Annotated in this window: 13 protein-coding genes and 1 pseudogene; 6 read left to right on the top strand and 8 right to left on the bottom strand. The window is 56.7% G+C overall.

Annotated elements, in window-relative coordinates:
* Positions 1-55: 55 nt before the first annotated feature.
* The 4 genes from MPZ60_RS10315 to MPZ60_RS10330 all read left to right on the top strand — a co-directional run bounded on the left by MPZ60_RS10315 (position 56) and on the right by MPZ60_RS10330 (position 3,796).
* A complete protein-coding gene (locus tag MPZ60_RS10315; protein ID WP_242881749.1) occupies positions 56-742 on the top strand; it encodes an RraA family protein in 687 nt (228 codons plus the stop codon).
* Entirely contained in the window at positions 739-1,665 is a 927-nt protein-coding gene (locus tag MPZ60_RS10320) for a hydroxyacid dehydrogenase (RefSeq protein ID WP_034359550.1), read from the top strand. Before MPZ60_RS10315 ends, MPZ60_RS10320 begins: the two co-directional genes overlap by 4 nt.
* A gap of 9 nt (positions 1,666-1,674) precedes the next feature.
* Positions 1,675-2,736 carry a cyclase family protein gene (locus tag MPZ60_RS10325; RefSeq protein WP_034359552.1) on the top strand — a complete coding sequence of 354 codons (1,062 nt, stop codon included), beginning with the start codon at positions 1,675-1,677 and terminating at the stop codon, positions 2,734-2,736.
* A gap of 94 nt (positions 2,737-2,830) precedes the next feature.
* Positions 2,831-3,796 (top strand): tripartite tricarboxylate transporter substrate binding protein, encoded by a 966-nt coding sequence (locus tag MPZ60_RS10330; protein ID WP_034359555.1) that lies wholly within the window; start codon positions 2,831-2,833, stop codon positions 3,794-3,796.
* Positions 3,797-4,085: 289 nt separating this feature from the next.
* Here the strand turns inward: MPZ60_RS10330 and MPZ60_RS10335 are convergent, their stop codons facing one another.
* On the bottom strand, positions 4,086-5,246 hold the full coding sequence (locus MPZ60_RS10335; RefSeq protein ID WP_034359557.1) for an IS30 family transposase: 1,161 nt from the start codon (positions 5,244-5,246) through the stop codon (positions 4,086-4,088).
* 50 nt (positions 5,247-5,296) lie between these two features.
* On the opposite strand from MPZ60_RS10335, the gene MPZ60_RS10340 reads away from it, so the two are divergent.
* Positions 5,297-5,725, top strand: coding sequence for a MerR family transcriptional regulator (locus MPZ60_RS10340; protein ID WP_165571729.1), 429 nt, complete (start codon positions 5,297-5,299; stop codon positions 5,723-5,725).
* A gap of 23 nt (positions 5,726-5,748) precedes the next feature.
* Here the strand turns inward: MPZ60_RS10340 and MPZ60_RS10345 are convergent.
* Positions 5,749-6,245: pseudogene (locus tag MPZ60_RS10345) on the bottom strand (IS5 family transposase); the annotation flags it as partial.
* 356 nt (positions 6,246-6,601) lie between these two features.
* Positions 6,602-6,823, bottom strand: coding sequence for a helix-turn-helix domain-containing protein (locus MPZ60_RS10350; protein ID WP_080746195.1), 222 nt, complete (start codon positions 6,821-6,823; stop codon positions 6,602-6,604).
* A 36-nt stretch (positions 6,824-6,859) separates the two neighbouring features.
* On the opposite strand from MPZ60_RS10350, the gene MPZ60_RS10355 reads away from it, so the two are divergent.
* Positions 6,860-7,956, top strand: a protein-coding gene (locus MPZ60_RS10355; protein ID WP_370688514.1) for an IS3 family transposase whose coding sequence is annotated in 2 segments (ribosomal slippage) — positions 6,860-7,115 and positions 7,115-7,956 — 1,098 coding nt in all. Because the reading frame shifts where the segments join, the coding sequence is not laid out codon by codon here.
* Between the two features lie 1,277 nt (positions 7,957-9,233).
* Here the strand turns inward: MPZ60_RS10355 and MPZ60_RS10360 are convergent.
* The 5 genes from MPZ60_RS10360 to MPZ60_RS10380 form a co-directional block, all read right to left on the bottom strand.
* Positions 9,234-9,701 (bottom strand): hypothetical protein, encoded by a 468-nt coding sequence (locus MPZ60_RS10360; RefSeq protein WP_034359567.1) that lies wholly within the window; start codon positions 9,699-9,701, stop codon positions 9,234-9,236.
* A 298-nt stretch (positions 9,702-9,999) separates the two neighbouring features.
* Positions 10,000-11,552, bottom strand: a protein-coding gene (locus MPZ60_RS10365) for an IS3 family transposase (RefSeq protein ID WP_228412727.1) whose coding sequence is annotated in 2 segments (ribosomal slippage) — positions 10,000-11,102 and positions 11,102-11,552 — 1,554 coding nt in all. Because the reading frame shifts where the segments join, the coding sequence is not laid out codon by codon here.
* A gap of 757 nt (positions 11,553-12,309) precedes the next feature.
* Entirely contained in the window at positions 12,310-12,873 is a 564-nt protein-coding gene (locus MPZ60_RS10370; protein WP_034359569.1) for a fasciclin domain-containing protein, read from the bottom strand.
* Positions 12,874-13,081: 208 nt separating this feature from the next.
* The gene (locus MPZ60_RS10375; protein ID WP_034359571.1) at positions 13,082-13,810 is read right to left on the bottom strand and encodes an anti-sigma factor domain-containing protein; all 729 of its coding nucleotides are present in this window, start codon (positions 13,808-13,810) and stop codon (positions 13,082-13,084) included.
* Positions 13,807-14,385 (bottom strand): sigma-70 family RNA polymerase sigma factor, encoded by a 579-nt coding sequence (locus MPZ60_RS10380; protein WP_034359574.1) that lies wholly within the window; start codon positions 14,383-14,385, stop codon positions 13,807-13,809. The genes MPZ60_RS10375 and MPZ60_RS10380 overlap by 4 nt, the downstream gene beginning before the upstream one ends.
* Between the last annotated feature and the right edge of the window lie 36 nt (positions 14,386-14,421).

Consider the following 14,421-nt stretch of genomic DNA (forward strand, 5'->3'; position numbering starts at 1 on the left):
CATCTGCCGTTTGCGGGGGAACGCCTGCCTTCTCACTTTTCTTGGAATTTGAATAATGAATAACGTACCTGACATCATCCGCGACTTCGACCGCGTGCCTTTGAACATCGTTCAGGAGGCATCACAGTTCCAGCCTGCCATCTTGGCTGATGTAGCCGGTCGGCGAGGTGCAATGCACGGTCGCATCAAGGCCTTGCGCCCCAACATGAAGCTGGCGGGAACAGCCTTTACAGTGGAAGTGCGCCCTGGCGACAACCTCATGATTCACGCAGCCATGGCAATGGCGAAGCCCGGCGATGTGCTTGTCATAGATGGCAAGGGGGACCAAACGTCCGCTTCGATGGGCACCATCATGATGACTGCCTGCAAACAGCTCGGAATCGCAGGTGTGGTCATTGATGGCGCTGCTCGCGACAGCCTGGAGATTGAGGAGATGGACTTCCCCGTCTTCTCCGTGGGAACCAATCCGAATGGACCAACCAAGATGGTTCCAGGTCGCATTGGTTGTCCTGTGTCCGTTGGTGGCGTCATGGTTCACCCTGGCGACTTCGTTATCGGTGACGCGGATGGGGTTGTGGTTGTCGAGCGCGAAAAAATTGAAGCGCTGCTTCCCGCTGCTGCAAAGAAGGTCAAAGACGAAGCGGCACGCATTGAGGCTATCAAGGGCGGAGACACGAACGCTAAGTGGTTGACATCGGCGCTGCGTGCAGCCGGCGTGCTCAAGGAAGGGGAAAGCCTGTGAGTACCATTGTCATTACGGCCGATGCAATTGCTCCCAGTGCCGTCGCGCTTCTCAAGGACTACGACCTGGTCTACACCGGCAAGACACCGACACCCGACGACATCGTCGCTCTGTGCAAACGCCACAATCCCGTCGCCATGGTCGTGCGATACGGCAAGGTGGGGGCTGCTGCAATGGACGCAGCTCCGGCCCTGCGGGTTATCTCTAAACACGGCTCGGGAACCGACAACATCGACAAATTGGCTGCAAAGGAGCGGGGAATTGAAGTTGTCGCCGCAGTTGGTGCCAATGCGAATGCCGTTGCGGAGCACGCGTTTGCTTTGCTGCTAGCCTGTGCGAAGTCTATTCCTGCCGTTGATGCCCGGATGCATGCCGGACATTGGGAGAAAGCCACTCATTCGAGCGTCGAACTGTCCGGTCGCACAGTAGGCGTAGTGGGGTTGGGTGCCATCGGCCGTCGTTTCGCACGGATGGCAGAAGGCTTCGGAATGAACGTCGTCGCTTTCGACCCTTATGCTAAGGATGTACCCGACTACGTGACGCTCGTAGACTTGGAAGAATTGCTCAGCATATCCGACGCAATCTCGTTGCATTGCCCGCTCACCGAAGACAACGAAGGAATGCTGAATGCGACGACCCTCGAACGGTGCAAGCGAGGGGTCATCGTGGTCAACACCGCACGCGGCGGTCTGATTGACGAGCAGGCGCTCTTGGATGCGGTCAGTGGTGGACAGGTCCGTGCAGCAGGCCTCGATAGTTTTGCCGTGGAGCCCATGGCGCCAGGTCATCCGTTTCAATCCCAAAAGGGTTTCGTACTGAGCCCTCATGTGGGTTCGGTGACGTCGGATGCTTACATCAACATGGGCGAGTCGGCCGCCAGGAACGCACTTGCTGTTCTGGCGGGACAGTTTCAAGCAGCGTAAGGACACTCCATGCAACGATGGAAGCATGCCCCGGACCGAAGCAACTGGGGCGAATTCGGAGCAGATGACCAGCGCGGGCGCATGAATCTGGTTGACAGCAATAAAGTTCTCCAGGGAGTCGCCGAAGTCAGGTTCGGAAAGACCTTCTGTTTGTCGTTGCCCTTGGACGTGCCTGGTGGAATGACGATGAATCCCCGCCGCATGCCTGCGAAGACATTCTCGACCCTTCGCGACGGCAAGAGCGCTGGCGCACAGGGGTTTTGCTGGTCTTACCTGCACGAGGACGAGACGCTAACGGATGTTGTTTGTGACGAAGTGCTTGTCATGAATACCCAGTACTCGACGCAATGGGATAGCCTCGCGCACATGGGAAGCCGCTTCGACGCAGATGGCGATGGTCACCCCGAAGCTGTTTTCTACAACGGATTTCGCGCTGGCGTGGACATCTTTTCTTCTGCGGAAGACAAAAATGCTCCAACCGAATGGATGCGCTTTCCATCGCCTCGTGCGCAGGCACTGGGTATCGAGAACCTGGCAGAGCACGGTGTTCAGGGGCGCGGAGTGATGATCGACCTCGAGCATCACATTGGGCGTTGCCGTGAGGCCGTCGGCTATGACCGGCTGATGCGCATCCTTGAATCCGACCAAGTGGAAATTGAAGCTGGAGACATGGTGTGCATCCATACGGGATTCGCAGACACGTTGCTCGCAATGAATCGCCACCCCGACCTCAAGCAGCTCCACGAGACAGGTAGCGGCTTGGATGGCAACGACTCCAAGCTGCTCAATTGGATAGTTGATGTACGCCTTGCGTGCTTGCTAGCTGACAACCCTGCCGTTGAGTTGCTCGTACCCCGACTGATGCAACCAACGCCGATTCGTGGTCCACGACTGCCACTGCATGAGCATTGCCTCTTCAAGAACGGAATACATCTCGGAGAGTTGTGGCATCTCACTCCGCTCGCGAGATGGCTGCGTCAGCATGGCCGTTACCGTTTCCTGTTGACGGCGCCTCCTCTGCGTCTGCCTGGAGCGGTGGGTTCCCCTGCCACTCCCATCGCGACTGTGTAGTTAATTGAGTTGCTGCCGAGTTTTTGCTCGGCCGCTGAGACGATATGGGGGATGCCTGTTGTCGCGACCGGTCCCCTTTTCTATGGAGACAAAAATGAAACAGTGGATGAAGCCCGTCTTGGCAACAGCCAGCATGGTGATTGGGATGAGCGCAGCGCATGCGCAATGGCCCGACAAGCCTATCAAGTTGGTGGTCCCGTATCCGGCAGGGGGCGCAGCAGACAACACAGCTCGCATCATGGCTCAGCATCTTGGGGAGAGACTTAAGCAGCAAATCATTGTCGACAATCGTCCTGGCGCAAGTGGCACGATTGGAGCTGCCTATGTTGCAAAAGCGCCTGCTGACGGTTACACCCTTCTTTTGGATGCCACTTCATACACGGTCAATCCGAGCCTGTTTCCAAAGCTTAGCTACGACCCTGCCAAAGATCTCGCGCCAGTCTCGCTCATCATGCAGGTCCCTCTCCTCATGCTAGTGCCAGCCAATTCTCCATATACCAGCGTCGCTAGCTTTGTGAAGGCGGCGAAGGAGAAGCCGGGAAAAATTACATTCGCATCTGCTGGAACCGGTGGCGCGCAGCATCTGGCAGCAGAACTGTTCGCTCAAAATGAGAAGATTTCGATGACACACATCCCTTACAAGGGTGGTGCACCGGCACTGACGGACCTGATAGGCGGTCAAGTCGACCTTATGTTCAGCGCTACCACTGCGAGCGGTACTTTCGTGAAGAGCGGCAAGCTCAAACCTTTGGCCATTACTTCGTCAAAACGACTTGACGGCTTTCCACAGGTTCCGACCGTTGCCGAGAGCGGCGTCAAGGGATTCGAGGTGAACGAATGGAACGGCCTCTTCGCACCCGCTGACACGCCTAAGCCCATCTTGGCCCGCCTTGAGGAAGAAACCCGCATCGTTGTTGCCAGCCCTGCGGTAGCAAGCCGCTTTACAGAACTGGGTGTCCAAGGTGTTGGGTCCAGTTCGAAGGACTTTGCTGCCTTCGTAAAGTCTGAGACTGCGAAGTGGTCTAGTGTTATCAAGGCCGGAAGCATCAAGGTTGACTAACCAAGCTTCGAACGTGAAGCAGCGAAATTCGCCTTAACGAACTTCAGGTGGGAGTTCCATAGTGAGTTGACAAGGCTAATTCATAAGCTGAGCAGCTTACTTCGTTCTGCACGTAGGGTCAATGTCGGCACCCGGTTTGAATCCTGTCGTTGGGCCGCCACCAGACCTGGAGCTCGAATGACCGCTATGTAGCAGTGACGAATAGGTCACGAGGCAGCCAGGAGCAACAGCAATCGCTGCGCGGCAGGCATATGCTGGCGAAATCCGAGCGACAGCAATGGTGGCGGATTCAACCGGTCAATGCAACACATTCGCTGAACATCTCCGCGGGTGTACGGAAGCCGAGCGTCTTGCGCGGCCTCTCGTTCAATTGTCTCGCTGTCGCGTTGAGTTGATGCTGTGACAGCCCTGATAGGTTCATGCCCTTGGGCATGTACTGCCTGAGCAACCCATTCGTGTTCTCATTGCTCCCCCGCTGCCATGGGCTTTGCGGGTCGCAGAAGTAAACTTGGATGTCCGTAGCCAGGGTGAATTGCTTGTGCGCATGCATCTCGGTGCCCCGGTCCCAGGTCAGAGATTGGTAGAGCTCCTGTGGCAGCTTGCGGGCATTCTTTATGATCGCGTTGACGACCGTCTGCGTGTCTTTGCCATTGAGTTTCACCAACATCACGTAGCGCGTTTGACGCTCGACCAGCGTCGCGATCTGACTGTTGCCACTGCCAAAGACCAGATCGCCCTCCCAATGCCCAGGCACAGCTCGGTCTTCAACGCACGCCGGACTCTCACGGATCGTGACTGCATCGGCGATCTGGCCATGGATAGCCGTCTTCTGCGTGTAGTGCCGTGAGCGGCGCATTCCGCGAGTACGTCTGAGGTGTTCCAGCAGCTCCTTCTTCAAGGCACCACGCGCTTGAATGAATAGACTGCGGTAGATGGTCTCGTGTGACACGTGGTGGCTCTCGTCGCAAGGATAAGTCAGCTTGAGCCAACCAGCAATCTGCTCCGGCGACCACAGCATCCGTAACTTGCGGGCCACGACTCGGGCCAATGCGCGGTTCGCAACGAGTTTGCAGCGCTTGGGGCGCCGCGCTCGATCCCAGGCTACTTCATCTGCCTGGTTGGCACGGTAGCTGTTGCAGCCTCCATTGCGCTTGATCTCTCGACTGATCGTCGATGGTGCTCGTCCGAGTCGAGTGGCAATGGCGCGAATCGATGCGCCCGTCACCATTGACCGCGAAATCTCTTCTCGTTCGGCCAGCGTCAATGCGGTTGCGGCCCGTGATCGTTGGACTGGACGGATTCCACCTGTCTCGGCCAGGATTCGATGGATCGAAGAGTGGGCGCGATCAAAGAGCTTGCCGATCTCCTGCAAAGTCCAGCCTTGCTTCCAGCGCTCCCACATCAGCGCCTTCTGGCTGTCCGAATAGTAGATTCTGGGTCGCTGCTTCATTTGCAACACTCCTGCCGCCTATGCGGTGGTTAGTGTGTTGCAACGACCGGTTGAATCCGCACGCCAAGGCGGCCGGTGTTTCCACCGACACCGTTCGCTACTACGAGAAACAAGGGCTCATCAGTGCGCCGCCACGCCAGCCCAACGGCTATCGTTCTTACGGCGAACCCCACGTTGGTCTGGTGCGGTTTGTACGGGGCGCGCAAGCGCTGGGATTCTCATTGGCAGAAATAAAAGTCATCTTGCCGCAGATGGCGCAGGGCGCGTTTGGTCGCGGAGAGATCGAGCAGCAACTCGAAGCAAAGATGGCGCAGATCGACGCACACATGGCGCAGCTCAGGACGTTGAAAAAGGAGCTCCAAGCAACCTTTGATGCGCTGCGATGCGCACCCTCGAAGCCAGTGTCCACCGCGCAAGCGACGGCCCCCGACAGCGGCAGTGGTGCGACGCGCATTTGCCAAGTCAAGCGAGCAACGTGATGCGCTCCGAAAGTCAGCCCAGATAGGGCATCAACCAACTCGTCGAACACCACCGAGTCGTGACGATTGTCCCCGGTGACGCAGAACATCATCGGGATGCCTTGGCCATCCGTGACGGGATGGCGTTAGCTGCCAAGCTTGCCCCTGTCCGTCGGGTTGGGGCCCGTTTCCTGGCCCCCCGGGGGCTTGGCACCGAGGAGCCATCTATGCTGGCTCGGCTCCAATCAATCTGGTCATGCTCGCGCAGACGCACCAGCATGGCTTGGTGCAAACGCTGCCAGACGCCATTGGCATTCCAGTCACGCAGGCGCCGCCAGCAGGTCATACCGCTGCCGTAACCCAAGGACTGAGGCAAATCTTCCCATGGGATGCCTGTTTGCAGCAAAAACAGAATGCCATTGAGCGCTGCTTCATCGCTCACGGTGAGCTTGCGTGCGCCACCTTTGACGGAAGGCGTGAAGGCTGGGATTAGGGGCTGCAGTTGTCGCCACAGTTCTGTGCTAACGGGTTGTGTTGCCATGAGGGCCAGAAGCATAAATGCTTCTGGCTGATCTCAAAGGGAAGTGGCGTTAGCGGCTCTAAAAGAGTTATGGTGGAGCTATTGAAGGGGAACCTCAACGGCTTAAATTTCACTGGCTCTCAGGAGCCTCCTGAACCGACCGCCCCAGACTCTGGGGGGCGATTTGTCTCGACCATTGACCGCGGAGACAAGGCCGGAAGCGCGAGGATGGCGCGGCTCTGGGTATCTCCATTGTTCGGGCGATTGCGCAGCGTTTAGGAGGCACGCTGAACTAGGAGGAGGAATCGTTGAAGAGCTGGTCATCCCGGTTGGTGCGGCGGGAGCCTCAAGCCGATGGCTGCACAAGGATAGGCCGGTCATTGCAGCGACTGTTGTGCAGCCCGGTAAGCGCCAGGTGTCATGCCTGTCCAATGGCGGAATGCTCGATGAAAAACTGCTGGTGAACTGAATTCCAGCGCATAGGCAATTTCGCCCAACGAGACGTCATCGCGCACGAGGCTCAGAATGGCAAGATCCCGGCGCAGTTCATCCTTGATGCTTTGAAAGGATAGTGAAGCCTCCTCGAATCTTCGCGCCACTCAAAAGTCGTGAATCCCCCTCACGGAGGTCTCAACATGAAGAAGTCCAAATTCAGTGAAGCGCAAATCGTCGGCATCCTCAAGGAGGTTGAGCTAGGCGCCAAAGTCGGTGACACCTGCCGCAAACATGGCATCAGCGATGCCACGTACTACAAGTGGAAGAGTCAGTATTCAGGGATGTCCGTGCAGCATCTGGCCCAGATGCGGCAGTTGCAGGAAGAGAACGCCAAGCGCAAGCGCATGTATACCGATTTGGCGCTCGTGCACCATGCCCTGAAGGATGTTGTCGAGCGAAAGCTCTGACCCCGGAGCGTCGGCAATCCATCGTGCATGCGCTTATGAGCGAGCACCACCTAAGTCAGCGCAGAGCTTGCCAAGCTGCGGGCCTGGCTCGCTCAACGCTGCGATATGCACGTGTGGTCTGTGACGACTCCGGGGTAATCGACTTCATCCAAAGATACGTGGCATTGAATCCTCGCCACGGGTTTGGGCTGCTTTACGCTAGCGCCCGCTTTCAAGAACAGCCCTGGGGTAAGACTGTGCTTTGGCGTGTGTATTGCCAGCTCAAGCTGAACCTGCCCAGGCGGGGCAAGAAACGTTTGCCGCAGCGCATCAAGCATCCCTTGGAGGCAGCCTCAACACCGAACCAGGGCTGGAGTTGTGACTTCATGTCCGATGCCCTGTGGTCAGGAAGACAGTTCAGAACCTTCAACGTCATTGACGACTTCAACCGAGAGTGCCTGCGTATCGAAATTGATGCCAGCTTGCCTGCAGCTCGGGTGGTACGAGCCTTGGAGGAGCTCACTGAGGTCCGTGGGGTGCCGCAGTGCATTCGCCTGGACAACGGGCCCGAGTTCATCGCCCAGGCCTTGAAGCAATGGGCGCAGGATAAAGGCATAGCGTTGAACCACATTCAGCCAGGCAAGCCGACGCAGAACGCTTACGTAGAACGTTTCAACAGAACCTATCGCACGGAGGTGCTCGACTGCTATGTCTTTGAATCGCTGCAGGAAGTGCGCTCAATGACCGAGGACTGGCTGCATCGCTACAACCACCATCGTCCACATGAATCGCTGGGCCGGATTCCGCCGGTCGCGTATCGTGTCAAACGTTTCCCCAACCTCTACTTTTAGGTAGTGCAGGAAAGCGAGGATGCTTCTCCTGTGACAAAAGAAAAAGCCCGCAAGCAGTTGCTGCGGGCGCGAATAAAAAGCCGGTGACCTATTTGGTCATGCCTGGGCAAGTTGAGGAAGTGAAAGGAGTCTGTGACCCCAGGCCCGGCAAAACAGGTACGTGACGTAAATTTTGCCCAAAGAGAGTGATGGAATCAAGATGTGCGTGGGCTCATAAACAGGCGCTGCCTTATCTGGCGTGACCACTTTGGCTAAAGACGCTGAAGCCACACCGCACTCCCAATTGTCGCCAGCCCAGGCGAATTCCTGAGTTACCGTACCTGCTCAAGCGGTCACGCCGGATGGCCCTAAATTCAGGACAAAAAAAGCCACCTCGTGGGTGGCATAAGAGGCTCCACCTACGTCCTAATAGCTGGGCCCAACGCGAATGCTACTGGAATAATTTCACGAGGGGCATGCTTTTGCTGCTCAATACATTTCGAAGTGCCTTGGCGCGTACATTTCCGCGCTGTGGTGGCTCCGGTAGAGCCCTGCCACATGCTAGCAGCTCATCGCACAAGCGCATCAGACAGGAAAAATCCGCCTAGAAGGCTGCATGCTGAAGAAATCGAAGACGTTTGGTTCAGTGGTGTGTTGGCAAGTCTTCGACGTTGCATATTTCGACGCACAGACGAACTTTGTGGCCGATGTTCGAGCCACGTATGTCCCAAATAAAATGAAGTACATCCTTTACACGTAGGAACTGTCCTGTCTGGGGCTCAGGGAGCCATCTAGCATTTCTAAATCCATTCCAACTCATCTTGTCTCCGACGGCGAAGGGTTGAAATGGTGTTGATGACTCAAGGTGGACGACCGGTTCGCTCTTAATTGAGTCCTGTGAAATTTCAAGGTGATAGGTAATGGGGCGTACCAGCATCTTTGCCTCAGCTTGGCTTGAAGTTCTCTGCCGCGTAAGCTTGCTCTTCGTGCATTTGCATGCATAGAGTGCTTTCATTGATTTTTGCTTGAAGCACTCAGCGCCACTTCCGCAAATTACACGCGAAGCATTCATTCGTCATGTTTAGGAAAGTTGCTGGGCCATCTAGTGTTACCACTGCTGCCACGACGCGAAAGCCGCGCCGTGCTCTTGATAGATGGCTAGCCCAAGCCCATTCCTGAACTGCCGTGCCTGCGTGAGCGAACACGCCAGATGGTCTTCTCGGGGAGCGCTGCATGCTACTTCGTGCAGAAGGCCGGTAACCCTGCAAGCAGGTGTCAAGACTGGTTTGCTGGAATTGCTAAAGCAATGTGGGAGGCTCAACGTAGCTGCAGAGAGCGTGCTTCTTGATATCAAGCGTGGGAGAGCAGTTCGTTTCCCATAGAGCTTGCCCGCGGCAGGTCTTGATCAAGTTTTTCGCTTTGGCAACTTCGTCTTCGTTTTCGAGCCTGTCCTCCATAAAGTTCTTGAAGTCCTTATCCTGAAGCATTTCCACTAGGCTTGCGGTGTGCGTGTTGACTTCATAGACAAATGGTTTCTTGCCTGGATATGACGCTAACTCACCTTGACGAAAGCCCACAAATCCGCAGACAGCATCGCCGTTCTTTCCCAACTTCACATCTTTGAACTCGGCATGCTCAGGGAAGGCAAGCAGCCGCCTGGCAGCTCGCCTGGCCTCAAGTTTGTGGCTCTCCTCATTCGTACAGGAGACAAGGACGAAGCTTGAAATGGCGATCGATATGCTGATAGACAGCGTTGATGGACGCATAGCTATTCCAGTATTGATTTGGCTAAGCCGGGACTTCGCAACGGTCACAGACACGATTGCTAGTTCGCGTTGGCTGTTAGATGAATAGCTAGATCAAGCCGAATTCAAGCGGCTTTCACGGAGATTGCGGTGGCGCTTGGGAAGCGCTTCAGGGCATCTTCAAGTGCGGCGCATGTGCTTGGGAATAAGGCGGTGTAGCAGGCTCCTGCTACTTTGATGATGCATCGCTTCAATGAAATCTCCTTGAGTCTGTTCAGCTCTTATGAGGCGGCGTCTGTCAATGTAGTTGGAACATGAGTCATGCTGCTTCTAGTTCACTATGCACATGGATAACGGTCGTTTCCTTCTCTGGATTCAGCCAAACGCTGCCTACGGGTTGCCAGTTTCGAGTATTGCCCGACCAGCGTGCAGGATGCTGAGCGCGAGCGATCTGATAAAGGGCATGGCGCCGGGCAAGAATGGCGTGATCCTGGCCGGCGTGGCGCTGAGCGGGCGTGACGTAACGGATCTCGCTATGGCGATGCTGTTCGTTGTACCAATACACGAATTGCCCCACCCACTTGCGGGCGTCGGTCAGGTCGGCAAAGCCAGCCACAGGGAAGGCGGGATGGTATTTGCAGGTACGGAACAAGGATTCAGAGTAGGCGTTATCGTTCGAGACGCGGGCACGGCTGTGCGACGGTGTGACGCCGAGTTCTTCAAGCTTGGCATGGATGGTCGAACCCTTCATCGCCGAGCCGTTATCGCCGTGCAGGACCAGCGGCCGGTGACCACATTGCTCACGCAGTACCGCTCGTTGAACGACCTGCGCGCTGTTGGCCATGTTCTCGGCTTCAAAGACTTCGTGGCCCACGATCTTGCGGCTGTAGATGTCGACGATCAGGTACAGATAAAAGAACTGGCCGCGAACCCGGGTCGGCAGATAAGTCACATCCCAGCTCCACACGGCGTTGGCGTGGTCGGCACGATGGCGCCGTGGCGGGCCCTTGCGCTGGGGCGCGGCTTGGCGACCACGACGGCGCTGTTCTCCCGCCGCATGCAGGATGCGATAGAAGGTCGACTCCGAGGCAAGATACCGTTGCTCATCATCCAGCAGCCGCGCAACAATCTGCGCCGGAGGCAAGCTGGCAAACTGCGGTCGGTGGCAGACATCCAGCACCGCCTGGCGTTCTTTGTGCGTCAGGGCATGAGCCGGCCTTGGCCGTGTCGCGTGAGGCCGCTGGTCTTCACCACCTGCCGACCAACGCCGGTAGGTGTTCTGCCCGATTCCCAGCTCGCCACAGGCATGACGCAGGCGCGCACCGGCCGCTCTGGCTTGGTTGACCAACTCTACAATCCGACGGCGATCTGTGGCATTGGTCATTTTTCCTCGTCCCCCCAGATCGCCTGGACTTTTTTTCGCAGCGCCAGCAATGCTGCCGTTTCAGCCAAGGCGGCGTCCTTGCGACGCAACTCCCGCTCTAGCTCCCGTATGCGTTTGCGCTCGGCCTTGGTCGCTTCTGATTGCCGTGCGGCGGCTTGGTCAGACCGATCATTGGCCTGTTCACAACTGGCGCGCCAGCGACGAATCTGCTCAGGATATAGACCACGGCGACGGCAGTACTCGGACAGCTCTTCTTCGGTCAACGCAGCGGTTTCCAGTACCGCATTGAACTTCTGCGCCGAGGTCCAGCCTTCCGTGGTGGGGGAGGCGTTTGGAAGCAATCGGCCCGTGCTACGGGCTTGCTTTCGCCAGTTGTATATCGTGGCAGCTGAGATACCTTCCTCGCCAGCCAGATCATTGACGGTACGGTTATACGGCGCTTCCAGCTTGGCCAAGATGGCTTCGCGCCGCTCGGGGGAATACTTCATGGGAACCTTCTCTCTGCCCCAGGTTGGATATTCAAACTCTAACATCTGTAGAGGTTCCAACTATTCTGACAGCGGGGGGAGGTTATCGGCTGACATGTATCAGACTGAAACATTGAAGGTGAAGCAGTTAAGATAGTCTTCGAAGGCTACGGGCAACAGTTCGGCCGTCTAGGTGAACGTATAGGCTTCAGCCACAGTCTTGATATCCGCGATGTCGAGCTTGGCGTCCTTCGGCTCTTCATCTCCAGACTTCAGGTAAGCCGATGCGGCTGCATTTCTTTAACTAGCTCTTCTCATGTCTGCATGAGCCCCACAGACACCAATCTGCTGAGCTTTGGCCAAGCAAAGTTGATGGCGTGCAACTGCATCAACGACAGTGGTGCCGCTTGTAGCCCGTATCTACACCCAAGCAGCACGTACTAGACGTAATGTTAGCTAAGGGCGTCAGCAACGCCCACATGCACGAAGTTATCGGTGGTCCCTGTTTCGTCAGAACACTGCTGAAAAACAGCGCCCGTAAGCGCCGTCAACTGAATGTGAGCCGTCAAGATGTCACTCAGGAGTAGTCCCTCCATTCAGTGGGGCGCATCGCCAGTTTCTGAGGAGACCCTACAGTATGGGGACTTTACGAGTACATCAACCAGAAGCATTCCCGTCCCATCGACCGCAATCATCACTCGCGTGGTGTTGCGGTCGATTTCAAGGGTGTCCCATATTTCAGCTGAGGATTGTTTAGAGCCTCTAACTGCAGGCTTGCTTATTTGGGGAGCAAAACCTTGTCGATCACGTGAATTACGCCATTGGATTGATACACGTTAGGAATGGTCACTGTGGCAGTGCCGCCTTTTTCATCCGTGAGCATGATTTTCTTACCGCTGGCCCTGGCCGTCAGGGTGCCGCCACTGACTGTTTTGATCATGGCCTTGCCTTTGCCGTCCTTGATCATCTTGCTGAGTGCTGCGGCATCCCATTTACCAGGGACGACGTGGTATGTGAGGACCGTGGTCAGCATGGCTTTGTTTTCAGGCTTCAGCAGCGTATCTACGGTACCAGCGGGAAGAGCATCAAATGCGGCATTGGTGGGCGCAAAGACGGTAAATGGACCGGGGCCCTTGAGCGTATCGACGAGGCCAGCAGCTTTCACCGCCGCGACCAGCGTAGTGTGATCCTTGGAATTGACTGCGTTGTCTATGATGTCCTTGGAGGGCAGCATGGGGGCTCCACCCACCATCACATCAGCCATTGCCGCGATGGATACAGCAGACATCGAGATAGCCATGCTGAATGAGGCCAACTTGCGTGCAGATTGAATCGAGAACATGGATGCTCCTTGATGTACAAGCCGAAAAATGCCGGCTGAAAGGAATACGCAACCACTCCCTATCTGGATTCATTGAATTTCGCTATTTATTTTCTGCTGGCGATTTGTCAGGTGCGCGGGTGAAAGGCAAGGTTGCCTATGGCAGCCGCAATGTTTGCTTATGGAGATGCCGGCAAGTGGCTCATCAAGCCTTGATCGGCAGAAGATCCTAGATCTGGACGGCTCGGCCAATGAACTGAATGGGGCCAGTGGGTCGTCCAATCGGGGAGCCGCCATAGGGTTCCAGGGTCAGCTCAAACAATTGATTGGGCTGTAGGGGGGGGAGCTTGTCCACTGGAACCTCTATGGCCTCGCCTGGCTTTACGAGGCCAAGCGATACTGGAGCGCTCCAGCCATCAGCCTTGGTCCAGAACTGCAGGGATTTTTCTGCAGGAACCTTATCGGTGCCCAACGGGACCAGTTGCAGTCTTCCTTCGACCTGTGCCTGTACCAACCAGCCTGGAGATTGACTCTGAGGCGCGGCCAACACCACGAAATAGCGCGGCGCTGTTGGGGGAGACGCTTCACGTACCACAAGAACAGCGGCCAGCACTGCTGTGGCGGCGAAACCCGCGCCCGTCAGGCTGCGCCATAGAGCGAGGCTGTCCCACTGCCACCAGCGTACTCGAGCTGGCACGACTCGGGGGCGACTCGCTGGCGCGATGCTTGCGGCGATCCGCTGCCAGAGGCTGGCTCCTGGCTCCACAGGCTCGGCTAGCGTGGTCAGCGGCAACAGGCGCTGCTCCCATTCGTCCACAGCTGCGCGCAGGGCTGGCTCGTAGGGAAGGCGCGCTTCAATAGAGCGACGCTGGCCTGCCTCGAGCGTGCCCAATACATACTCTCCGGCCTGTGTATGCAGGTCGTCTGGAGATTGTGGTTGTTGGGTTTCGCTGGTCATTGCATGCATTCCCGCAGTGCGCGCAGTCCGCGCTGAATCCAGGCCTTGACTGTGCCCAGGGGGGCTTTGACCCGCTCGGCAATTTCGCGATGGCTGCAGCCGTCCACATAGGCGTGCAACAGGCAGGCGCGGCGCGCTGGCTCCAAGCCATCAAGGCAATGCCCCAGACGGCCAAGTGAGGCCTGTCGTGCAAGCTCATCACCACTTTCCTGCCAGGCCGCAAAAGCCGCTTGTGCATCCAGGTGCGCTGTAGCCGGTTCATCCAACATGGTCTCTCGCGCGCTACCACGCACTCGATTCAGTGCAGCATGTCTTACGATGCTGTAAATCCAGCCTCGGCCAGCACCACGGCTGGCGTCGAAGCTCGATGCACGCTCCCAGATGGACACAAAAGCGTCGTGAAGCACATCCTCTGCCGTAGCGCGGTCACGAACTATTCTGAGAGCAACACCCAGCAGATAGCGTGTTTCGCGCTCATAGATGCTGCGCAGGGCTTCGCGATCACCTCGCGCACAGGCCTGAAGCGCAGCGTCATGGTCGAAAGCGTCATCTTGGAGGGCGGCAGCAGGCGGCACAAATAGAAGGTCAGAAGGTAATAGAGATAAATCCTC

Source organism: Comamonas sp. 7D-2 (genome assembly GCF_022749555.1).
In the GTDB taxonomy this organism is placed as follows: Bacteria; Pseudomonadota; Gammaproteobacteria; order Burkholderiales; family Burkholderiaceae_C; genus Comamonas; species Comamonas thiooxydans.